Source organism: Microbispora sp. H10885, assembly GCF_014161415.1.
Taxonomy (GTDB): Bacteria; Actinomycetota; Actinomycetes; order Streptosporangiales; family Streptosporangiaceae; genus Microbispora; species Microbispora triticiradicis.
The window spans coordinates 754489-774774 of record NZ_JABBWY010000001.1 but is presented as its reverse complement, the minus strand read 5'-3'; the positions used below and the strand labels follow the sequence as shown (position 1 = coordinate 774774).

Below are 20286 nucleotides of genomic sequence, written 5' to 3'. Positions count from 1 at the left end.
CGTCCCGTGACCGCAATCGACGGGTCTCCGACGCGCCACCCTGCGGCGGTCAGCGGACCTCCGCGACGACCTCCACCTCCACGGCCGCGTCGAGCGGCAGGACCGCCACGCCGACCGCGCTCCGCGCGTGCCGCCCCGCCTCGCCGAACACCTCGCCGAGCAGTTCGCTCGCGCCGTTGACGACCTGCGGCTGCCCGGTGAAACCGGGAGCGCTCGCGACGAACCCGACCACCTTCACGATCCGCACGACCTGCGACAGATCGCCGACGACGGACCGGATGGCCGCCAGCGCGTTGACGGCGCAGATCCGCGCCTGTTCCTTCGCCTCCTCGGGCGAGACCTCCGCCCCGACCTTGCCGGTGACGCTCAGCTCGCCCTTCACCAGCGGAAGCTGGCCCGAGGTGTGGACGTGGCCGCCCGTCCGTACGGCCGGCACGTACGCGGCCAGCGGAGGCACGACCTCGGGCAGCGTGATCCCGAGATCGGCGAGGCGCTCCTCCGGAGTGGCCATCACTTGGGCCGCTTCATGTAGGCGACCAGCTGCTCCGGATTGGGCCCCGGGATGACGGAGACGAGCTCCCACCCGTCTTCACCCCAGTTGTCCAGGATCTGCTTCGTAGCATGGGTGAGCAGCGGCACCGTGACGTATTCCCACTTGGTCATGGGCAAAGGCTATCGAGGCACAGCCTCTCCGCGCTCGGGGACGACCGGCGCGAATCGGCAGGTGAGCCTTGGGTAGCCTTCCTCACGTGGGCGAGTGGAGCAGGCACGCCGACGGGAACTACCGCGCGACGATCCGCGGAGGCGATCTCGCCGGCCGGCCGGAGGAGGCACGGTGAGTCAGCCGACCAGCAGGCGCGGCGGAGGCGGGGAGACCCGTGACACCGACTGGGACGGCGTGCGGCTGCACGTGGTGAGCGGCAAGGGCGGCACCGGGAAGACGACGGTCGCCGCGGCGCTCGCGCTGGCCCTCGCGGCGGGCGGGCGCAAGGTCCTGCTCGTCGAGGTCGAGGGACGGCAGGGCATCGCCCAGGCGTTCGATCTCCCTCCGCTGCCGTACGAGGAGCGCAAGATCGCGGTGGCGCCCGGCGGCGGGGACGTGTACGCGCTGGCCATCGATCCCGAAGAGGCCATGCTCGAATACCTGGAGATGTTCTATGGCATCAGGCGGGTGGGCAAGGCGCTGACCCGCATCGGCGTGGTCGACTTCGCCACCACGATCGCCCCCGGCCTGCGGGACGTCCTGGTGACGGGCAAGACCAGCGAGGCCGTACGGCGCCGCGACAAGCTGGGCCGGAGGGTGTACGACGCGGTCGTCATGGACGCGCCGCCGACCGGCCGCATCTCCCGCTTCCTGAACGTGACGCAGGAGGTCGCCGGGCTCGCCCGGGTCGGTCCGATCAAGAACCACGCCGACCTGGTGAGAGGCGTCCTCGCGTCCCCGGAGACGGCGGTCCACTTCGTGACGCTCCTGGAGGAGATGCCGGTCCAGGAGACGCTGGACGGCGTCGCGGAACTCCGGGAGACCGGGCTGCCGGTCGGCGGGGTGTTCGTCAACATGGTGCGCCCGGCCCTGCTGCCCGCGCGGGCGCTGAAGGCCGCCGCCGAGGGCCGGTTCGACGCCGCCGAGATCGCGCTCGGCCTGAAGGCCGCCGGGCTGGCCGACGCCTCCGCCGGCGCCTCGGCCATCGCCGAGGCGCTCGCCGAGGAGGTCGCCGAGCACGCCCTGCGCGCGGAGCTGGAGAGACGGGAGCGCGCGGAGCTGGAGGAGGCCGGAACGCCGCGATACGACCTGCCGCTGCTGCCCGACGGCGCCGACCTGGCCGGGCTCTACGAGCTGGCCGACGCGCTGCGCGCCCAGGGTGCCGTGTGACGCCCGCCGACCGATTTCCCGCCCACCGACTGAGAGGCTGAGCTGTGACCAGGACGGCGCCCGCGCTGGACATCGACGCGATTCTGGACGACCCGGACACCCGGATCATCGTGTGCTGCGGCTCCGGCGGCGTCGGCAAGACCACGACGGCCGCGGCCCTCGGGCTGCGCGCCGCCGAGCGCGGCCGCTCCGTGGTCGTCCTGACCGTCGACCCCGCCCGGCGGCTGGCCCAGGCCATGGGCCTGACCGAGCTCGACAACACGCCCAGGCGGGTGGACGGCGCCGACGGCGGCGGGCAGACCGGCGGCGAGCTCCACGCGATGATGCTCGACATGAAGCGGACCTTCGACGAGATCATCGAGGCGCACGCCGATCCGGAGCGGGCCGAGCAGATCCTGACGAACCCCTTCTACCAGTCCCTTTCGTCCAGCTTCTCCGGCACGCAGGAGTACATGGCGATGGAGAAGCTCGGCCAGCTCCGCCGCTCGAACGAGTGGGACCTGATCGTGGTGGACACCCCGCCCTCGCGGTCGGCGCTCGACTTCCTCGACGCGCCGGAACGGCTCGGCCGGTTCCTCGACGGGCGGCTCATCCGCATCCTCACGGCGCCCGCCAAGGCCGGCGGGCGCAGCGCGTTCAAGCTGCTCAACGCGGGCTTCGGCGTGGTCGCCGGCATCCTGACGAAGGTGATCGGGGCCCAGGTGCTCCGGGACATCCAGTTGTTCGTCACCGCGCTCGACGCCGTGTTCGGCGGGTTCCGCCAGCGGGCCGAGCAGACGTACCGGCTGCTCCAGGCGCCCGGGACCGCCTTCCTCGTCGTCGCCGCGCCCGAGCGCGACGCGATGCGCGAGGCGTCCTACTTCGTCGAGCGGCTCGCCGAGGAGCGCATGCCGCTGGCCGGGCTGGTCGTCAACCGGGTGCACCGGTCGCCGGCGCCCTCGCTGTCCGCGGCCCGGAGCTCCGCCGCCGCCGAGGACCTGGAGGCCCGGGGCGAGCACGAGCTGACCGCGGCCGTACTGCGGCTGCACGCCGGAAGGATGCAGCTCGCCGCACGGGAACAGCGCCAGCGGGAGCACTTCACGTCGGCCCATCCAACGGTGCCGATCGCGCAGGTGCCCGCGATGCCGGAGGACGTGCACGATCTGGCGGGACTTCGCCAGATCGGGCAGCTCCTCGCGTCGTGACGTCCGGCGCCCCTCGGGGAGGAGGCCGGCCGCCGGTCAGCCGGCGATCAACTCGTTGGTCCGCTCGTACTCCTCTTTGGCGGACTCGAGCAGGTCCCGCCAGGACTCCACGTCGGGCCGGCGCCTGAGCAGCGCGCGGCGTTCCCGCTCCGTCATCCCGCCCCACACCCCGAACTCGATGCGGTTGTCCAGCGCATCGGCGAGGCATTCGGTACGGACGGGGCATCCACGGCAGATGAGTTTCGCCCGGTTCTGGGCGGCGCCTTGCACGAAGAGCGCGTCAGGATCCGCACCTCGGCAGGCGGCACGGGAGGTCCAATCCGTGATCCACATGTGCGACCCCACTCCCCTTAGGTGGTCAGTCGTTGTTTCGGCCGACGGGCGCGGGCGTCGGGCCTCCTGTATTGCAGTAGCCGCAGAGGAGAACGTACGCAACGAAACGATCGATCCGACATACCCCGGGGGGACCAAATTCGTACATGGTCAAGTCAGGCCATGTGGCCGGGAATGACTAGTCCCCCCTCCCCGGGGTAATGCCGAGCCGTGAGGCCGATGCCTGGTGAGGCACCAAACGGACGTACCCTTGGTTCCGTGCAAGCTCACGGTAAAACACTGGCATCTCGGTCAGCCGCCGTCCTGCGCCTCGTGGGCGCCGCGGGAGTCGCGGGCGTGCTGGCGGCGGCGATTGCACTACCCGCCGTGGGCGGGGCGGGCGTTTCGGTCAAGTCCGGTATCGAGACCCTGAGCCTCAAGCCGGCCGACCTCGACGAACCGCCACTGCCCGAGAAGACCGTACTCCTCGACGCGGACGGCAAGCCGTTCGCCCAGTTCTACTTCGAGAACCGGGAGTCGGTCCCGATGGACCGCATCGCCCCGATCATGCGGAAGGCGATCGTGGCGATCGAGGACTTCCGCTTCTACGAGCACGGCCCGCTCGACCTGGAGGGCACGACCCGCGCGCTGGTCAAGAACATCACCACGGGCGGGGTGACCCAGGGCGGTTCGTCCATCACCCAGCAGTACGTGAAGCAGGTGCTGTTCAACAAGGCGGAGACCGACGAGGAGAAGGCCGCCGCCGTGGCGCCGACCGTGGGGCGCAAGCTCAACGAGATCCGGTACGCCATGACGATGGAGCAGAAGTACAGCAAGGACGAGATCCTCAACCGGTATCTCAACATCGCCTACTTCGGCGCCAGCGCGTACGGCGTCGAGGCCGCCTCCAAGCGCTTCTTCGGCAAGCACGCGTCCGAGCTCACTCTGGCCCAGGCCGCGACGCTGGCGGGAGCCGTACAGGACCCGAACGCCACCGACCCCAACCGGGGCAAGACGTTCCGGGACCGGCTGCTGGCCCGGCGCAACGTCGTGCTCGACCGGATGGCCGAGTTGAAGATCGTCACCGAGGCCGAGCGCGACGAGGCCAAGAAGAAGAAGCTGGGGTGGAAGGACAAGGAGATCCCCGGCGGCTGCGAGGAGAGCGGCTACCCGTACTTCTGCCTGTACGTGCGCAACGAGATCCTCAACGACCCGCAGTTCGGCAAGTCCAAGAAGGCCCGGCAGGACTTCCTGGCGCGAGGCGGCCTGACGATCAGGACCACGCTCAGCTCGAAGATGCAGAAGGCCGCCGAGAAGGCCATCAAGAAGTACGTTCACCCCTCCGACAAGCCGGTCGCCTCCGAGGCGCTGGTCGAGCCGGGCACGGGCGCCATCAAGGCGATGGCCGCCAGCCGGAAGTTCGGCACCAGCAAGAAGAAGAACGAGATGTCGATCAACGTCGTGGCCGACGCGCTGCACGGCGGCGGCGCCGGCTTCCAGGCGGGATCGACGTTCAAGGTCTTCACGCTGATCACCGCGCTGAAGGAGGGCTACAAGTTCAACGACGGCCTCAACACCGGCGCGACCTTCCAGGCCAGCGGCCCCTCGGCGTTCAAGGACTGCAACGGGAACCTCGTCGGCGACCCCCGGGGCGTCCAGCACAACTCCGAAGGCGGCAGCGGCGGGTTCCTGACCCTGCAGACGGGCACCTGGAAGTCGGTCAACACCTTCTTCATGGCCCTGGAGCAGCGGGTCGGGCTCTGTGACGTCGTCAAGACCGCCAAGGACCTCGGCATCAAGCGGGCCGACGGCGGCAAGCTGCGCGAGTTCCAGACGTTCACGCTCGGCTTCAACGAGATGGACCCGGTGACCGTGGCCAGCGCCTACGCGGCCATCGGGGCGCGCGGCAAGTACTGCAAGCCCATGGCGATCACCGAGATCACCGACCGCTTCAACAAGGTGACCTCGTTCAAGCCGTCCTGCAAGCAGGCCATCGAGACCGAGGTCGCGGACGCGGTCACGCACATCCTGGCGGGCGTGTTCACCAAGGGCACCATGTCCCCCGTCGGCGGCATCGGCCGGGACGCCGCGGGCAAGACCGGCACCGGCGACCAGTCCCGCACCGTCTGGTTCGCCGGCTTCACTCCCGACCTCGCTGGCGCCGTCAGCCTCGGCGACCCGCGCGGCCCGATGCGGTACCCGCTCCCCGGCCAGGTGATGGGAGGCCGGACGTACGGCTCGGTCTTCGGCGCCACCATCCCGGGACCGATCTGGAAGGCGACGTTCCTGTCGGCGCTCAAGGGCGTGGACAAGTCGTCGTTCACCAATCCGGACATGTCGCGGTTCGGCGGCTGCGCCCACCAGTGCGCGCCCCCGCCCAAGCCCAAGTCGGAGCCCGGCGGCCATGGCGGTGGTCCCGGTGGTGGTCCCGGCGGTGACGGCGGGCGCGGCGGCGGCAACGGCCGCGGGCCGGACCGGCCGTTCGGCAACCAGCCGTTCGACCCCTTCAACTGAGGTCTTCGACCGGCTTCCCTTCCGATGGGCCGCTCCTCTCCAGAGGGGCGGCCCATCGGCGTACGGGGACTCTCCGGTCTCCCGGGCACTCCGGTCTCCGGGCACTCGGCGGAGGTCGCCCAGCCCGGTGTCGCGGAGGTCAGGCGGACAGACGGGCGCGTACGGCCTGGGCGACGCGGCCGCCCTCGGCCCGGCCCGCGACCTTCGGGTTCAGGACCTTCATGACCTGGCCCATCGCCTTGGGGCCCTGTGCCCCGCTCTCCGCGATCGCCTCGTCGACGAGCGCGTTCAGCTCGTCGTCGCTGAGCTGGGCGGGAAGGTACTCCTCCAGCACCGCCTGCTCGTCCAGCTCCGCCTGCGCCTGCTCGGCCCGGCCGGCGCCCGCGAACGCCTCGGAGGCCTCGCGGCGCTTCTTGGCCTCGCGGGTCAGGATCTTGACAACCTCGTCGTCGCTGAGCTCGCGGGCCTCCTTGCCGGCGACCTCCTCGACGTTCACGGCCGCCAGCGCCATCCGGATCGTCCGGAGGCGCACCTCGTCACGAGCCTTCATCGAGGCCGCGAGGTCGGCCTTCAGCTTGTCCTTCAACGCACTCATGCGTCCCATCTTGCCGTGCCGAGGGCCCGGTCTTCGCCAGGTTATGCGGGAGGCGGCGCGAAGGTCGGGCATCATGGCTGTGTGAGGAAAGCCGCCGCGATTCCCCTGTCAGTGCTCGGCCTCGGCGTCGCCGGTGCCGGTTACGCCGCCGTGATCGAGCGGAACTGGTTCCGGCTGCGCCGGTTCGACGTCCCCGTTCTCGCTCCCGGGCAGCGGCCGGTCCGGATCCTGCAGATCTCCGATCTGCATCTCACCCCCCGCCGCGACCGGCTGATCAGGTGGGTGCGGTCGCTGGCGTCGCTCAACCCCGACCTCGTCGTGAACACCGGCGACACGCTGGCGCACCCCGACGCGGTCGAGGCGTACATGCGTGCCGTGGATCCGCTGCTCGACCGGCCGGGCCTGTTCGTCTACGGCTCCAACGACCTCTACGCCCCCCGGCCGAAGAACCCCGTCCGCTACCTCTGGCGTACGTCGAAGGGCGACTCCCGGCAGCACGTGCCGAACCTGCCCTGGGAGGAGCTCGGCGCCGCGATGCGGGAGGCCGGCTGGCTGGACATGAACAACACGACGGCCCGCCTGAAGGTGGCCGACCTCGACGTCCACGTGGGCGGGATCCACGACTCCCACATCGACCGGGACCGCTACGACGACATCGCCGGCCCGGCTCCCGCCGACGCCGACCTCCGCTTGGGCGTCATGCACTCGCCCGAGCCGCGCAACATGTCGCGCTTCGCCGACGACGGATACCAGCTGCTCCTGGCCGGCCACACTCACGGCGGCCAGCTCTGCATCCCGTTCTACGGCGCCCTGGTCACCAACTGCGGCATCGACCGCGCCCGGGTCAAGGGCCTGAGCAGGCACGAGAGCTCCTGGCTGCACGTCTCGGCCGGCCTCGGCACCTCCCCGTATGCGCCCGCGCGTTTCGCCTGCCCGCCCGAGGCGACCCTCCTGACCCTCGTCCCGCGCCGGCCGGTCGCGTCCGATGGCACAAGCGGCCGCAAAGTCCGCTAGACTTGCCGAGGCGCAGGACGAAAAGTCCAAGCGACCGGGGTGTAGCGCAGCTTGGCAGCGCGCTTCGTTCGGGACGAAGAGGCCGTGGGTTCAAATCCCGCCACCCCGACCAGGTAGTTGCAGTTCAAGGGCCTGATCGCTGGGAACAGCGATCAGGCCCTTGATCGTTCGTTAGCGTGGCGTTAGTGGTTTGAACCCGATCACGTAGCTGTTAGCAACCCCAGGCAGCCCTAAGAATCATCCGGCCCGACGCCTGATTGAACCTCCGTGTCCCGGTCTCCGGGATTCGTAAGGCTAGACGCGCAGTCGCTTTGGCGCCCCAAGCAGCGAGCCTGAGGAGCAGGCCGTGTCGGTGGCGATACCTCGGCTGGCGGCCTCCACAGTCCGCATAGGCCCTCCCGAATGCAGTGCTCAGGCTCACCGGGACGTAGGGACGCCAAGTGCTCTACAACAAACAGTCGGGACCCGGTGTAACTACTGATCAAGGAGGCATCTGTGACGAGTGCGGTGATCCAGGCGTTTGAGGCGATAGACCAGGAGGACGCTGCGGTGGCGCGGAAGAAGCATGAGGCGTCGGATCGGGAGCTGGCGGCCAGGCTGGTCGACCAGGCCCGCGCCGAGGGGCTGGAGCTGGTCGGCGCGAACGGGCTGCTGGGCCGACTGACCAAGCTGGTGCTGAAGTCGGCACTGGGAGGCGAACTCACCAGGCAGGCGGCAGCCACGCCTCAAGAGTGTCGGAACCACGGCCGGGGAGAACGTCGATGCGTTCACCAGTTTCGGCGTCGGTGAGGATGGTGGCGTTTCGGTGGCGGCGCTTGAGAGCGAAGTCATCGACCCCGAGAACACCGCCCCACTAGATTGTTGATCTTCACGACGCCTCAGGCTGGCAGGCAATCACGCAGTGCCACCACCGATTACGGGACAGACCCGTTCGCTGGACAGACCCACTTCAGAAGCTCCTGTCGAAGTTCCGCTGCTGCGCCACCGCGCCACCGCGATCCTCCAGGTCATCCTCGTCCTGCAAGTCATCGAAGACGGCCGCTATTCAGGATGAAACGTTTTCTTGATTAAATTCACGCTTCGAGGATTAGGCGGTCTTACCCTTCGGTATAGCTTCACGACCTCAAGTAGTTATTAGCCCTGAGCAGCAGGACGCAACTTGCAGAATGAGTGATCTCACCCTGGATGACCATTGCGACAGCCTCTTTTAGGGGAAGCCGCATAGCCTCGACCACTTCGCTTGGATCCTCCAGCGCCGCGCCTGTCTCCAACTCCTCCGCGAGAAACATATGATTCTTCGAACGGACTACAGTCGTGAATGGGTCTACGTATCCTAGATACGTCCATCTCTGAGCCTCCAGGCCGAGTTCCTCCTTGAGCTCTCGTTTGGCCGCGCCGAGTGGATCCTCGTGCTCCTCCATACCACCGCTCATCACTTCTATAGAGAACCGCCCTATGCCATACTTGTATTCCTTTACCAGATACACGTCCCCGTCCGCTGTAATCGGGAGAACGGTCGACCCCTCCTTCATGGTGACAATCCCAAATATCCCCTCCTGACCACCGGGGCGAACGACCCGATCTTCGGTCACCTTAATCCATCCGTTGTTGTACACCTCTCTTTGCCCTAGAACCCGATAAGGCGAGTCATATTCAGACATTCGCACCTCTAAAGCTCGAAAGAATGATGGCTGTCCGCGTGGGCTACAGCTCGGTTGTTGTTGACATCATAGTAGACCAGCAACTGATGACCGTGGTCCAAGAGCGGTGGCTGTATCCACTCCTGTAGTTCTCGTACAAGCGGGGGGTGAGAGAGATACTTGAAGCATGCCAACGACCCGTATCCATGTATTCCCATACAGCCTATCAAAGCTTTCTCCCGATTCATCGGATTAGGCATGATGGTGAGAATCCCAACGTCTCGCGTTACGTTCTTTTTGCCCACCCCCTCGCGGATGTCATATTCCGCCCGGATAGTCGCAGCCTTGACTCGGTCATATATGCGTATATCGGTGTAGTTGGGCATCGAATAATCGATAACATAGCGGATGCCGCGGAAGTGATTAAAGTACTCTCGGGTGATGGCATTGGAAACCGCCCCGCCGCTCAAGAGGACATCGTACGCGTCTAAATAGTCCTCCACACCCGGGGTCCGACAGCTTTGATCCTCTACCGGAATTCGGCCGTGCCAGTAGTCATTAAATGCTCTATAGAGCGATCCGATACCTTCGCGGTCCCTATCCGACTGCCAACCCCCATCCCGCATTCTCCGCCAAACCGGCTCTGCATGCAAGATAATTAGCTTGCGGTCTTTGAGAATCATTGACCAAAAACTATTGAATGCCGATTGATTGATCTCCGCCACCAAGCGAAGACGCTCAGCCGATGTGCCCTCTTGCACGAGTAGATCAAACGCCTCGCCGAGGTCTGCTCCAATGGCCTCGCCGTATTCGCTCGACAGTGCGTGTATCTGAGGTTTGAGGATTCGGGGGGCTTGCGACACATGGCAGCTGAGTGCAGCCATTTTGGACTCGTACATGTCGGAGATGTCTACAAAAACACGGGCACGAAACGCTGTATCGTCAACCCGCGACCGTACGAGCGAATTGACTACGGCAAACCCCAGGATAGGACGCTCACGAAAAGCGGCCGTCACGATTTCATTGGCCTCACGGTGATCCTTGTGGCTATCCGCACGCGTGTGAGTGAATACAACGTCCGCATCGATCGAGTGACTCCGTATCAACTCCCGGACCTTTTTCACGCTTGCGCCATTGCATACAAGGCGAGTGTCAGGCAAGTCCGCGAACAAAACCTGGTTCGGCGGAACCCCTAACATCTCGGCTGCCGCTACCGCTTCCAGTTTACGAGTGCCGCCCACGGCGGCATTCTCTTCAGTGGTAAGAATCAAAAACCAGACAATCCAGCCCTTCGACGTGAGCCAACTAACGGTTCCCGCCGCACCTATTTCCACATCGTCGGGATGAGCACCCACGAAGATCGCCACATTAGTGTTGCCAAAGGCCGGGAGAGCACTTACCGCGAAGCCGCTTTCCTCCACTTGACAACTCCCTCACATTAAGAAACATTCACGACCTCGCCCGGAAGGAAAGTCGTAGCGTCGGATACGTTAAGTTCCCTGCACTCAATGACTCCGTCACCGCAAGAGATTATGGGAGCTCCATGCCGAGTCAGCCTCGCTATTGTTCCCGGGGGCAGGCCACAGGGTTGTTGGATTGGATACGCCTCGTGAATCACTACCGTCATGCCCCTGTAGTGAAAATAGGCACCCGGATAAGGAGGAGTTAGAGCGCGGATAAGTCTATCGACCGCCGTGACTGAGTCACTGAAATCTATAAGGCCGTCTTCCCGCGTACGTCTTGGCCATACTGACACAGCGTTCTGGCTCTGTTCTACCCAGGTTAGCCGCCTTTCGGCCAGGAGAGGCACAAGCGCACGGCCAAGTTCTCCGTGAATCCGGCCCATGCGTTTGAACAAGGTAGTAGCGGTTTCCCTCTCGCCCACAAGTAGTTTTCGCTGCAAAACGATCCCGCCGGCATCAGGCTCCTCCTCCAGCAGAAAAGCTGTCACTCCCGACGTCCGGAGCCCTTTGATTATCGTCCAAGGAATAGGTGCCCTGCCTCTACCTTCCGGCAACAAGGTGGGGTGCATACCGATGACTCCGTGTCCACTTCCGTGTCGCCTGCTGGCTCCTACAGTAGTCATCGGAGCGTCGAGAATCGAGGTGGGAGCAAGCTCTGACAGCCCAATGACCATTACGTAGTCCGGAAAAGCCTCCGCGACAATCCCCACAGCCGACTCTGACTTGACAGACTCAACAAAACGATGCGGTATCTCGTGAGCCTCAGCCAGGGATTCGAGAGTGGCTACCCCTGTAGTCGCGATGGTCGTTTTCTGCCGAACAGATACTGCCAAACCAATAGATAGATTGTGGCCATCCTGATTTAGACAGGCGATCATCGCAGACAAGCACATGCACCCGAATTCATGCCCAGAAATGAAGGCCACGCGAGGAAGGGAATCATTCACCCAATAACTCCCTTGAGTCGCGACCCGGATACACTCGGGCGAAGGGAATAGTGCGACTGTTCGGGTAATGCTCTAATCGGTACTGCTCGGACATTTCTACTAGCCACTTAAAGCCGCTCTTGTAAGGGCCACCTCCTCTCAGGTGTGTCTCTCGCTCAATAAAAAGGGATAATTGATGCCAAAGGCGCAACACGATCGACCACTCAGTGGCCAATGTCTGATCTTTTGGGATCACACCGCACTGAGTGCGGCTTCCAATAAGATCGTACTGGTTCAGGACGGACTCGATGCGCTCCAGTTCTTCGTCGTTCTTAGGTACCGCAAGCTCTTGGGGAGTCGCCGCATAAATGCTGCGGATCGCTTTTTGCATCTCAGGTTTTAGCAATTCCTCATGCAATGTTGTGAGCGCCATCTGTTTCAGCTGGCGACCTTGGTTCCGGAGTTGGAGCAGAACCAGGCCTAGAGCGGCGACAGCGGCAATGCTGCTGACTGCAGCCGCTACGGTGGCGACTGTCTCCAATTGCACCTCTTCTCATGGTCGATAGCTGCTCATAGAATCCCGCACCTCCTCGATCAGGTCAAGGCAGCAACATGCAATTGGTCGCTCTTGCCGCCCGGTCCGCCGTACCACGCGTCGCGTATGTAACGAGACTTTCTTGGAACCGCGAAGTACAAGAGCAGCAGCTCTGAGGATCGGCAGTAGCTGCCGCCATGTGTTACCCGTCGTCGCAACGCAGACGACCACGGGCAGGATCAACCCGCTGATGGTCACCAGCCTTCGTGAGCCCCTTTGGTTGACTGGCCTGCCTGAACCCCAGGGAGAGGTCAACATACCGAGGAGCTACCCCCCCCCGGAGGTCCGTCGCAGTTCTAGACCTTCTGAAGGCAGGCCAGACCGTACAGCAGGCGACCGCCAATCTGCAGATCAGCGACCAGACCATTTGCAACTGGCGCAAGAAGGATCGCATTGATGCAGGGCTGAAGCCCAGCGTCCCCTCGGACGATCAGGCCTTGTTGGAGGCCGCCCGGCGCCGACCTGCGCTGGCGCAACGCCAACGCCCGCCACCCCGACGTCCTCGCCGCGCAACGCCGAGAACGCGCCCGAGTTCGCAGTGAGCAGGGCGTCCGCCAGGGCGGCCGACCGCTCTCAACCGTGGCCTGACGACCGCCCAACCCGGTGATCGTTTCCGGTCATTGCACCAGTGTCCTGCGCCTGGAATTCGTCGGCAATATTGTGCGAGGGATTCGAGGATCTCCTCTGCGGTCTTCTTCCATACGACGGCCGAGGGTTGTTGTTCCACTGAGCGATCCAGTCGCGGATGTCCTTCTCCAGGGACTGGACGCTCTTGTGCACCCCGCTCCGGATGAGCGGATCCGTCAGGAACCCGAACCGCCGCTCCACCTGGTTGATCCAGGAGGAGCCGGTCGGGGTGAAGTGCATGTGGAACTGCGGGTGGTGGGCCAGTCACGCCTTGATCACCGGAGTTTTGTGAGTGCCGTAGTTAAACTTCTTGGACTCGGCGGCGCGCTGCTGGCGCTGCAGCTCGTGGACTTCGACAGTCCGCTGCGACGAGCCATCGATGCCCAGGACCAGTGCGTGGCGTCTTCGGGCGTCCTTTCCAACGTGTCCACTACTACCCGCTCGACCTGGTCAAGGGTGACGGACGGTGGCCGGCCAGGCCGCTGTTCGTCCATGAGCCCATCAAGGCACAGCTTGACGAACCGGTTGCGTCACTTGGACACCGTGTCGGGGTGGGGCCGCAACTGCTGGGCGATCTGCTTGTTGTCCTTACCGTCCGCGCACGCCAGCACGATCTTCGAGCGCATCGCCAGAACTTGCGAGGACTTACTGCGCCGCGCCCATCGTTGCAGAGTGGCGCGTTCGGCGTCGGTCAGCGTCAACCCGGCTTTTGGCCGCCCCGTCCGGGGCCTGTCGAGCAGGGCGTTCCTTCCCCCTTGGGCAAAGGCGGTCCGCCACCGGCGGACCGTCGCCACGCTCATACCGAGATCCCGTGCCACCTGCGCATTGCTGGCCCCGGACTGGGCACAGGCCAGTACGATCTTCGCTCGGCTCGCCAGCTCTGACGCCCCCGCTGTGAGGCCGTGCAGCCAGGCCCGCTCAGCATCGGTCAACTCGATCGGTACAGCGGACGGGCCCGGATATCCCCATACGCATCAGGATAAGTATTTATCCACGAATTTCAGGCGTATGGCACTAGACACTGACGATCATGAGGGGTCGCGTTTGTCATCCCCGCGCCGGGGCGCCCTCATCCACCGGCCCTTCCTAGGGTGCAACCGTCTCACGCAGCCGAGAGCGTTCGAGCCCTGGCCAGGCCAGCGTCCGCGAGTACGTGACCTCGATCTTGCGTCGCCAATCATCACGGTTGCGTCGGCTGGAGTCGCTATGGCTGCAAGCAGTTGGGCCTGTCCTTAACACCGTCGCCGAAGCAGAGCGGAAAGCAGGAGCGCAGCCCTAACCTGGAAGCTCAAGATCCTCAGGGGCGTGTCCAGCCGAAAGGTATGGAGACGCCCCGAGTCAGCTCGCTCGTCCGCCCGCGTCCGCACCAAGAACCTTCATGAGGTCTGCGGTGCAGACACGGTAGAGGTCGCCGATGCGGATGATGCGAACGGGGAACTCTCCGTCGCGTGCAAGTTGGTAAGCCTTCGACCGGCCGATGCCGAGGGCACGGGCAGCGGTCATCAGGTCGATCGTGGGTGGCAGGTCCTGTAGATCGCGGAATGTCATCGATTTCATCGCATGCCTCCCGATGCCGCTCCAGCCTCTCGGATCCTCGCGCCAGCAAGTCGGATGAACGGTGCGTGCAGTTCGATGCCGGCGAACTGCCGTCCGAGTTGCCGCGCGGCAATGCCTGTGGTGCCGCTGCCGGTGAAAGGGTCCAGGACGGTGCCGCCGGGGCGGCAGCCGGCGGCAATCGCCCTGAGCGGGATGTCGATCGGGAATGCCGCGAAGTGCTCCGCCCGCAGTGGCCGGGTGGGGATCGACCAGACGTCCCCAGGGTTCCTGCCGTTGGGGTGCGCCGCGGCATGCGGCTCACCCGTGGGCCGCATCGCCGTCCCATGCTGCTGTTTGACGAGCAGGAAGATCAGCTCGTAGCGGTTGGACATCCGGTCGCGGACGGACTGCGGCATCGCATTGGGCTTGCTCCACACGATGGCGTTGCGGAGGATCCAGCCGTCCTCCTGCAGAGCGAAGGCGACCCGCCACGGCATGCCGAGCAGATTCTTCGGCGGCACGGCCAGCCGCGCCTTGGGCCGCACCTCTGGCTGGCGCGGGTTGTAGTCCCTGCCGCGGGACCAGCCGTCGGAGTTGGCCGCGTAGCAGTCGCCCACGTTCAGCCAGCAGGTGCCGTCGTCGGCGAGCACCCGGCGGGCCTCGGCAAAGGTGGCACGAAGGTTCTCCACGTACGCCTCTGACGTGGGCTCCTGCCCGTACTGGCCCACGCAGTAGTTCCGAAGCCCCCAGTACGGCGGGCTGGTGACGATGGAGTCCACCGAGCCCTCGTCCATCTCGGCCAGCACCTCGCGCGCGTCCCCGTGGTAGATCGCCGCGTGGTCGTCGTGCCAGTACGGCTCACGCAGCTCGCTCATCGGCGTCCCCCGGCGTCCCGGATCGCCCACAGGACGCGAGCGACGTCACCGGCTCGACTGCCGGTGTGCCACCCGATGGGCCTGGGGACGACGCGGAATCCGGCGTCCCACAGGTCGGTGCCGGGGTCGTCGATGCGGGTGTATGCGATCAGGCGCCAGCAGTCCAACTCGCGGACCAGGAGCCAGACGCCACAGAGCAGCGTTCGGCTGGCGTCGGATGTGCCGTCGGTGGCCAGGGCGAGGACCTCGGCGGTGTCGCCGTCGTCGAAGGCCCACGCGGTGGGCCAGCCGATGAGCGCGACACCAACGAGGGTGCCGTCACCGGTCTGGACACCGAGCGCGAACGCGGCACCAGCCGACAGAGCGAAGCGGGGCTGGGTCCAGGCGATGAATGCCCGCGCGGTCTGAATCGGCACCGGCGAAATCACCAGCTGCTGACTCTCCGGACGCTCGGGGCTGTTCAGGCCCTCGCGCTCGTTGGCGATTGTCTTCTTGTCATTCCTGCTTCCCATCGTGTAGTCGGGACACGTTTCTCCGGATGCGTGCGCCATCGGGCCCGCTGGGCGGTCCGAGGCGCATGACCAGGGATAGCCAACGACTCAGAGAGCTCTCAGAGAGCGAGCCCTCAGAGCCGACTCTGCGCCGGCAGGCGCCGACTCTGAGCAACTCAGAGGCCACAGGCGGCGGGTTATGCGAAAAGTCTGCGGCGAAACTCTGAATCAGCTATGAGCAAATTCTGAGGCGGTGCGTAAACCAGTTTCGAGGCCAACAAATTCCTCTCGGACTGGAGCAAGAAAATGAGCACCGACCCCGTCGCCGGTTCCCCGCTGGACACCGCGGAGACCTCGTTCCGGCTGCTGACCACCGGGCCGGGCGCGCTGTCCCTGAACTGCACCACACTCGCCCCCGCCCTCCCCAGAGGCGAGGTGAACCTCGCGGAGTTGCGGATGCTGCTCACCAGCCGGCACGTCGGCGACGAGACGCGTGACGCCGTCTGGCGGGAGCTGGTCACGCGGGCGCGGGTGCGTAAGGGAGCGTGGACGGTCGCCGCCGTAGGGATGGGGATGCCCGCCCTGCGCACGATCGCCGCGACGCTTACCCGGGACCTTCCCTACGGGGACCCGGCCGACGTCGACTCCGAGATCCTGGGCGGCTACCTGCGGGCCCTGCGCCGCCTGGACCTGGACACCACGGACGTACGCACCCGGCTGTGCCAGGCCGCGCGGTGCGCGGGCGAGCGTGCCGTACGGCCCATCGTTTCAACGAGCGAGCGGCGGAGACTCCGGGATGAGTCCCCTCCCCTGCGACGCCCGCGGCCGTCCCCCGAGCTGGTGCTGGCCGACTCGGTGGCCCTCGGCGTGCTCAGCGAGCAGGACGCCGAACTGATCCTCCTGACGCGACTGGGTGGCATGCCGCTGCGGCAACCGCCCCCCGCGACTCCCCCGCCCCCCGCTTCCTCGGTGAACGAGGAAGCGCCTACGGCTTCCGCGCGTGGATACAGCCGATCCGGAAGCACAGATGCGAACCGCTGGTGAGTCGGCCACGGACACGCAGAGGCGGGCGGGTGCTGCGCGGTTACGGCGGATGGCCCGCCGCTATCCGGCGCATGCTGCGGCGCTGGAAAGTCTCATTGAGGCGCTGGAGTTCACGCCTGCGACGGAAGCCGCCGAGATGTGAGTGAGGACGGGGGGAGGAGTTTCGGGCGCTGCTGTACCTGGCGCGGCTCGGAGCCGCCGTCCGGGCGGCTCCTGATTGGCGGGAACAGGCCGCGGCTCTGGACGCGGCAGTGGGGGCGGCCCACCGGTACCGGGCTCAGGGGATGAGTCTGGACAAGATGGCTCGAGCACTCGGCCTTCCTGTGGATGAGGTCCGGCAGCGGATCGACGCGGCCGCGCCGAAGAGTGTGCCGCAGCGTGCGTCGCTGGATACCACCCCGCGCATCCGCCGGGAGCTGGTGCGCGGCGATGGCCAGGCCTTCATGGATGCCGACGACGATGGAGTCGCGGATGAACGTGGCCAGGGCTGCAAAGATGCGGCATCAGCCGACGTCGGACCTGGTGATGTCGGAGTTCTCGTCTGGGCCGCGCTGCGTGGCCAGCGCGAGATCCTGCTGGATGAGGCGACGGTGGCGGATCTGGAGGTCGCGGACGGATGACGGTCGCTGCGGCGGCCTCGTTGATGGGGTCGAGCGCCAGTGCCTGTTCCATGACTTCTAGAGCCCGCTTGGGCCTGCCGGCCTTCTCGTGGATGCCTCCGAGCTGGAGGAGCGCCCGTACGGAGGCGAGAGTGAGGGGATCTCTGTAGTCGAGATCGAGCCAGAGATATGGTGCCCTGCGGGCGAGATGCCCCCGGCAGACCTCGGCGGCTCTGTCCAGAGCGGCGGCCTTGGCCCCGGAGTCGGTAGCCTTCCGTGCCTCGGCCCGTCAGCCGCAAACGCAGATGCTCTTCAGGGTCCTGGTAGCGCAGGAACCACCATCGGGCCTGCTCGTGCCCGCCGACAGCTTCGCGCTTATAGGCGACTGGACCCGTACGCTTCGCCGCACCGGTCTGATCGGGCGCGTGCAGTGGGACACCGACTTCCCGGAACCATCGACAGCCGATACGCGCGGGCCCCCGATGATGGCGGTGACGATGTCGAGCATGCTCGCTGCGGTCAGAGCGCGTACGTCGGGGCCGCTCTGGACCACCAGGACCTGGCCGCCCAGCCCGGCGGCGCACAGGTCCTCTCCTGCTGGTCCCGGAGGAGGGAAGCGTTGATTGCCTACCGGGGCGTACTGAAGGAGACCGGCAGCCACATGGGTGTTCTGCTTCCCGAGCTGCTGCATCTGCACCACGTCCGCATGGCCGGGACCTCGTTGGAGAACGAGCGCGTCTGCCTGCATCTGACCCGTGCCGCCGCACTGAGCTGGACGGCGCGAGCAAGGAGAGGATCGTGATTGGTACCGACCGTGAAGTGTTGGCCGTAGCTGAGGCCGTCGCCGATGCACTGTCGGATCCGCGAAACGTGTGGACCACTGCCTCGCCGCCTGGGGGGCGGGCGTGGCCGCAGTCGCTGGCCGGCGGCGCGGCGGGCATCGCCCTGCTGCACATCGAGCGCGCTCGTTCCGGCCTGGGCGACTGGAGCACCGCCCACGCCTGGCTGTCGGTGGCCGCCTCCGGCGAGCTGACCGCGGCGGCCAACGCGGGCCTGTTCTTCGGCGTCCCGGCCCTCGCCTTCGTCATGCACGCGGCCGCCGGTTCCTCGGGCAGATACCGCCGCGCGCTGACCACCCTGGACGAAGCGGTCATCGCCATTACCCGTACGCGCGTGGCTGCGGCGCACGCACGCATCGACCGAGGCGACCAGCCCGTGATGAAGGAGTTCGACCTGATCCGCGGACTGACCGGCCTGGGCGTCTACCATCTGCGACGCCACCCGGACCACCCGATCACCCACGACGTGCTGTCCTACCTGGTGCGCCTGACCGAACCGCTGCCCTCGGGGACCGAGCTTCCGCCGTGGTGGACGAACGTCGCGCCCAATGGCGAGCCGAACCTGGAATACCCGCAGGGGCATGGGAACTTCGGCCTGTCCCACGGCATCGGCTCGGTCCTGGCCCTGTTGTCGCTGGCCGTGCTGCGCAACGTCCCCGTGGCGGGGATGACCGACGCGATCGAGCGGATCTGCGAGTGGACGGATCACTGGCGACAGCAGGACGACGCGGGACCGTGGTGGCCCGGTTTCATCACCTTCGACCAAATCCGCGAGCAGCACGTCAGTCCGTCGCTGCGGCCCCGGCCCTCCTGGTGCTACGGAGTCGCCGGTACGGCCCGCGCTCAGCAACTGGCCGGCATGGCACTCGGAGACACCGCGCGACAGCAGACCGCGGAGGACGCGATGCTCACCGCGCTGCGTGATCCCGCACAGCTCGATCTGCTGCCCGAGATCGGGCTCTGTCATGGGAAGGCCGGGCTGCTGCAAGCCGCCTGGCGGATGGCCGCCGACGCCCGCACCCCACGCATCGCTGCCGAACTCCCCCACCTGGCGAACCAGCTCGCCGCACAGCTGGCCCGCTCCCTACCCGACCCGGAACTCCTGGACGGCACCGCTGGGGCCGTACTCGCCCTGCACACCGTCGGCAGCAACGCCGTGGCATCGGACTGGGACGCCTTCCTCTCGCTGGCCTGAACACTGGAGCCAACCCCGATGGACCCCTGCCCCTGGCGTCAGGTCAACGTCGCCTTCCCTCACTGGGCCACGGCCGAGCAGACCGCCGCGGCACACCTCGCTCCCCCGATGACCGAGGCCGAGACCGAAGGACTTATCACCGCCTGGTTCTTCATCCGCAAGGCGCCCTGCTGGCGCCTGCGCTACCTGCCCGGCCGTGACGCTGCTCGGGCCGATGCCCACCTGCGTCGTCGCCTTGAAGACCTCAAGAGCAAGCGGCTCGTAGACGACGTCAGGCGCGTCGTTTACGAGCCGGAAACGCATGCCTTCGGCGGCCCAGAGGCTATGCGGGTCGCCCACGAGCTTTTCCACCGCGACAGCCGCCACATACTGGCCCGCACTGTCGGGCCCTTTCCCGCGCTCGGACGCAGGGAGACGACGATTCTGCTGTCCGCCGTACTGATGCGCGCCGCCGGCCTCGACTGGTACGAGCAGGGCGACGTCTGGGCCAAGGTCGCCGAGCACCGGCCCGGTAAAGCGTCCTGGCCGCCGGAGCGCAAGGCCGAACTGTCCCAGGCCATGCACCGTCTACTGACCGCGGACGTGCAAGCGATGTGTGACGCCGGGGGCGCTCCGCTGGCCGCCTGCCGCCCATGGGTGTCCGCCTTCGAGGATGCCGGCCGAGCCCTGGCCGACCTCGCCGCTCAGGGTCGGCTGCTGCGCGGCCTCCGCGCTGTTCTCGCCCACCATGTGATCTTCCACGCCAACCGGGCGGGCCTACCGAGCAGCGATCAATCGACCATCGCCGCGCTCGCGCTCCACACGGTGTTCAACGGGTTTTCCCACGATGGGGATGGGCGCGGATGAATCTCACTGAGACCTTCGCTCGGTTTCCGCTCGTCGCCCGGCCACGCCCGGCATGCGCCCCACTCGAAGGACGCGTACGTGGCCTGTGCGATCTGGCCCGCTCAGCCGAACGCAGCAA

20 protein-coding genes, 1 tRNA gene and 7 pseudogenes are annotated in these 20286 nt (G+C 66.3%); 12 read left to right on the top strand and 16 right to left on the bottom strand.

Features of this window, described 5'->3' with window-relative positions:
* Positions 1-49: 49 nt before the first annotated feature.
* Together HHX37_RS03385 and HHX37_RS03380 are read right to left on the bottom strand one after the other, a co-directional pair.
* Positions 50-511 carry a RidA family protein gene (locus tag HHX37_RS03385; RefSeq protein ID WP_182884462.1) on the bottom strand — a complete coding sequence of 154 codons (462 nt, stop codon included), beginning with the start codon at positions 509-511 and terminating at the stop codon, positions 50-52.
* On the bottom strand, positions 511-663 hold the full coding sequence (locus HHX37_RS03380) for a DUF4177 domain-containing protein (RefSeq protein ID WP_076440089.1): 153 nt from the start codon (positions 661-663) through the stop codon (positions 511-513). The genes HHX37_RS03385 and HHX37_RS03380 overlap by 1 nt, the downstream gene beginning before the upstream one ends.
* 172 nt (positions 664-835) lie before the next feature.
* Between HHX37_RS03380 and HHX37_RS03375 the strand changes: the two genes are divergently transcribed.
* Both HHX37_RS03375 and HHX37_RS03370 read left to right on the top strand, forming a co-directional pair.
* Positions 836-1873, top strand: a complete 1038-nt coding sequence (locus HHX37_RS03375) for an ArsA-related P-loop ATPase (RefSeq protein WP_310738404.1) — start codon at positions 836-838, stop codon at positions 1871-1873.
* A gap of 44 nt (positions 1874-1917) precedes the next feature.
* A complete protein-coding gene (locus HHX37_RS03370) occupies positions 1918-3057 on the top strand; it encodes an ArsA family ATPase (RefSeq protein ID WP_182884461.1) in 1140 nt (379 codons plus the stop codon).
* 36 nt (positions 3058-3093) lie between these two features.
* On the opposite strand, the gene HHX37_RS03365 is transcribed toward HHX37_RS03370, so the two are convergent.
* Complete coding sequence (locus tag HHX37_RS03365) at positions 3094-3390, bottom strand: WhiB family transcriptional regulator (RefSeq protein WP_030506755.1); 297 nt, start codon at positions 3388-3390, stop codon at positions 3094-3096.
* 312 nt (positions 3391-3702) lie between these two features.
* On the opposite strand from HHX37_RS03365, the gene HHX37_RS03360 reads away from it, so the two are divergent.
* Positions 3703-5883, top strand: coding sequence for a transglycosylase domain-containing protein (locus tag HHX37_RS03360; protein WP_310738405.1), 2181 nt, complete (start codon positions 3703-3705; stop codon positions 5881-5883).
* Positions 5884-6022: 139 nt separating this feature from the next.
* Here the strand turns inward: HHX37_RS03360 and HHX37_RS03355 are convergent, their stop codons facing one another.
* Positions 6023-6478, bottom strand: coding sequence for a GatB/YqeY domain-containing protein (locus HHX37_RS03355; RefSeq protein ID WP_111700472.1), 456 nt, complete (start codon positions 6476-6478; stop codon positions 6023-6025).
* 81 nt (positions 6479-6559) lie between these two features.
* On the opposite strand from HHX37_RS03355, the gene HHX37_RS03350 reads away from it, so the two are divergent.
* On the top strand, positions 6560-7492 hold the full coding sequence (locus HHX37_RS03350) for a metallophosphoesterase (RefSeq protein WP_182884460.1): 933 nt from the start codon (positions 6560-6562) through the stop codon (positions 7490-7492).
* A 35-nt stretch (positions 7493-7527) separates the two neighbouring features.
* Positions 7528-7604: transfer RNA gene (locus tag HHX37_RS03345), tRNA-Pro, on the top strand.
* Positions 7605-8207: 603 nt separating this feature from the next.
* On the opposite strand, the pseudogene HHX37_RS03340 reads toward HHX37_RS03345, so the two are convergent.
* From HHX37_RS03340 to HHX37_RS03320, 5 genes and pseudogenes are all read right to left on the bottom strand, one after another.
* Positions 8208-8336 (bottom strand): annotated as a pseudogene (locus tag HHX37_RS03340) (transposase); the annotation flags it as partial.
* Positions 8337-8607: 271 nt separating this feature from the next.
* Complete coding sequence (locus tag HHX37_RS03335) at positions 8608-9108, bottom strand: NUDIX domain-containing protein (protein WP_182884459.1); 501 nt, start codon at positions 9106-9108, stop codon at positions 8608-8610.
* 53 nt (positions 9109-9161) lie between these two features.
* On the bottom strand, positions 9162-10553 hold the full coding sequence (locus tag HHX37_RS03330; RefSeq protein ID WP_182884458.1) for a PIG-L deacetylase family protein: 1392 nt from the start codon (positions 10551-10553) through the stop codon (positions 9162-9164).
* 17 nt (positions 10554-10570) lie between these two features.
* Complete coding sequence (locus HHX37_RS38090; protein ID WP_396774783.1) at positions 10571-11488, bottom strand: methionyl-tRNA formyltransferase; 918 nt, start codon at positions 11486-11488, stop codon at positions 10571-10573.
* Between the two features lie 46 nt (positions 11489-11534).
* Positions 11535-12062, bottom strand: a complete 528-nt coding sequence (locus HHX37_RS03320; protein WP_182884456.1) for a hypothetical protein — start codon at positions 12060-12062, stop codon at positions 11535-11537.
* Between the two features lie 278 nt (positions 12063-12340).
* On the opposite strand from HHX37_RS03320, the pseudogene HHX37_RS38085 reads away from it, so the two are divergent.
* Together HHX37_RS38085 and HHX37_RS37530 are read left to right on the top strand one after the other, a co-directional pair.
* Positions 12341-12490: pseudogene (locus tag HHX37_RS38085) on the top strand (hypothetical protein); the annotation flags it as partial.
* Positions 12491-12572: 82 nt separating this feature from the next.
* Positions 12573-12704, top strand: a pseudogene (locus tag HHX37_RS37530) (IS630 family transposase); the annotation flags it as partial.
* Between the two features lie 40 nt (positions 12705-12744).
* Here HHX37_RS37530 and HHX37_RS03315 read toward each other — a convergent pair.
* The 5 genes and pseudogenes from HHX37_RS03315 to HHX37_RS03300 form a co-directional block, all read right to left on the bottom strand.
* Positions 12745-13483, bottom strand: a pseudogene (locus HHX37_RS03315) (helix-turn-helix domain-containing protein); the annotation flags it as partial.
* Between the two features lie 9 nt (positions 13484-13492).
* Positions 13493-13675 (bottom strand): annotated as a pseudogene (locus HHX37_RS38080) (helix-turn-helix domain-containing protein); the annotation flags it as partial.
* Between the two features lie 406 nt (positions 13676-14081).
* A complete protein-coding gene (locus tag HHX37_RS03310) occupies positions 14082-14300 on the bottom strand; it encodes a helix-turn-helix domain-containing protein (protein WP_182884455.1) in 219 nt (72 codons plus the stop codon).
* Positions 14297-15154 carry a DNA-methyltransferase gene (locus tag HHX37_RS03305; RefSeq protein ID WP_220502554.1) on the bottom strand — a complete coding sequence of 286 codons (858 nt, stop codon included), beginning with the start codon at positions 15152-15154 and terminating at the stop codon, positions 14297-14299. The genes HHX37_RS03310 and HHX37_RS03305 overlap by 4 nt, the downstream gene beginning before the upstream one ends.
* Positions 15151-15705, bottom strand: a complete 555-nt coding sequence (locus HHX37_RS03300) for an XF1762 family protein (RefSeq protein WP_182884454.1) — start codon at positions 15703-15705, stop codon at positions 15151-15153. The genes HHX37_RS03305 and HHX37_RS03300 overlap by 4 nt, the downstream gene beginning before the upstream one ends.
* Before the next feature lie 246 nt (positions 15706-15951).
* Here HHX37_RS03300 and HHX37_RS03295 point away from each other — a divergent pair, with 246 nt between their 5' ends.
* Both HHX37_RS03295 and HHX37_RS35460 read left to right on the top strand, forming a co-directional pair.
* Positions 15952-16689, top strand: coding sequence for a hypothetical protein (locus tag HHX37_RS03295; protein ID WP_182884453.1), 738 nt, complete (start codon positions 15952-15954; stop codon positions 16687-16689).
* A gap of 284 nt (positions 16690-16973) precedes the next feature.
* Entirely contained in the window at positions 16974-17309 is a 336-nt protein-coding gene (locus HHX37_RS35460) for a hypothetical protein (protein WP_220502553.1), read from the top strand.
* Between the two features lie 22 nt (positions 17310-17331).
* On the opposite strand, the pseudogene HHX37_RS38075 reads toward HHX37_RS35460, so the two are convergent.
* Positions 17332-17529 (bottom strand): annotated as a pseudogene (locus HHX37_RS38075) (tetratricopeptide repeat protein); the annotation flags it as partial.
* 46 nt (positions 17530-17575) lie between these two features.
* Positions 17576-17872, bottom strand: a pseudogene (locus HHX37_RS38070) (lantibiotic dehydratase C-terminal domain-containing protein); the annotation flags it as partial.
* Positions 17873-17949: 77 nt separating this feature from the next.
* Here HHX37_RS38070 and HHX37_RS03285 point away from each other — a divergent pair.
* Genes HHX37_RS03285 through HHX37_RS03275 form a run of 3 tightly spaced genes read left to right on the top strand, consistent with a single transcriptional unit; the run spans position 17950 to position 20168 of the window.
* The gene (locus HHX37_RS03285) at positions 17950-18090 is read left to right on the top strand and encodes a hypothetical protein (RefSeq protein ID WP_182884452.1); all 141 of its coding nucleotides are present in this window, start codon (positions 17950-17952) and stop codon (positions 18088-18090) included.
* Positions 18087-19322, top strand: a complete 1236-nt coding sequence (locus HHX37_RS03280; protein ID WP_220502552.1) for a lanthionine synthetase C family protein — start codon at positions 18087-18089, stop codon at positions 19320-19322. Before HHX37_RS03285 ends, HHX37_RS03280 begins: the two co-directional genes overlap by 4 nt.
* Positions 19323-19340: 18 nt before the next feature.
* A complete protein-coding gene (locus tag HHX37_RS03275; protein ID WP_182884451.1) occupies positions 19341-20168 on the top strand; it encodes a thiopeptide-type bacteriocin biosynthesis protein in 828 nt (275 codons plus the stop codon).
* Positions 20169-20286: the final 118 nt, after the last annotated feature.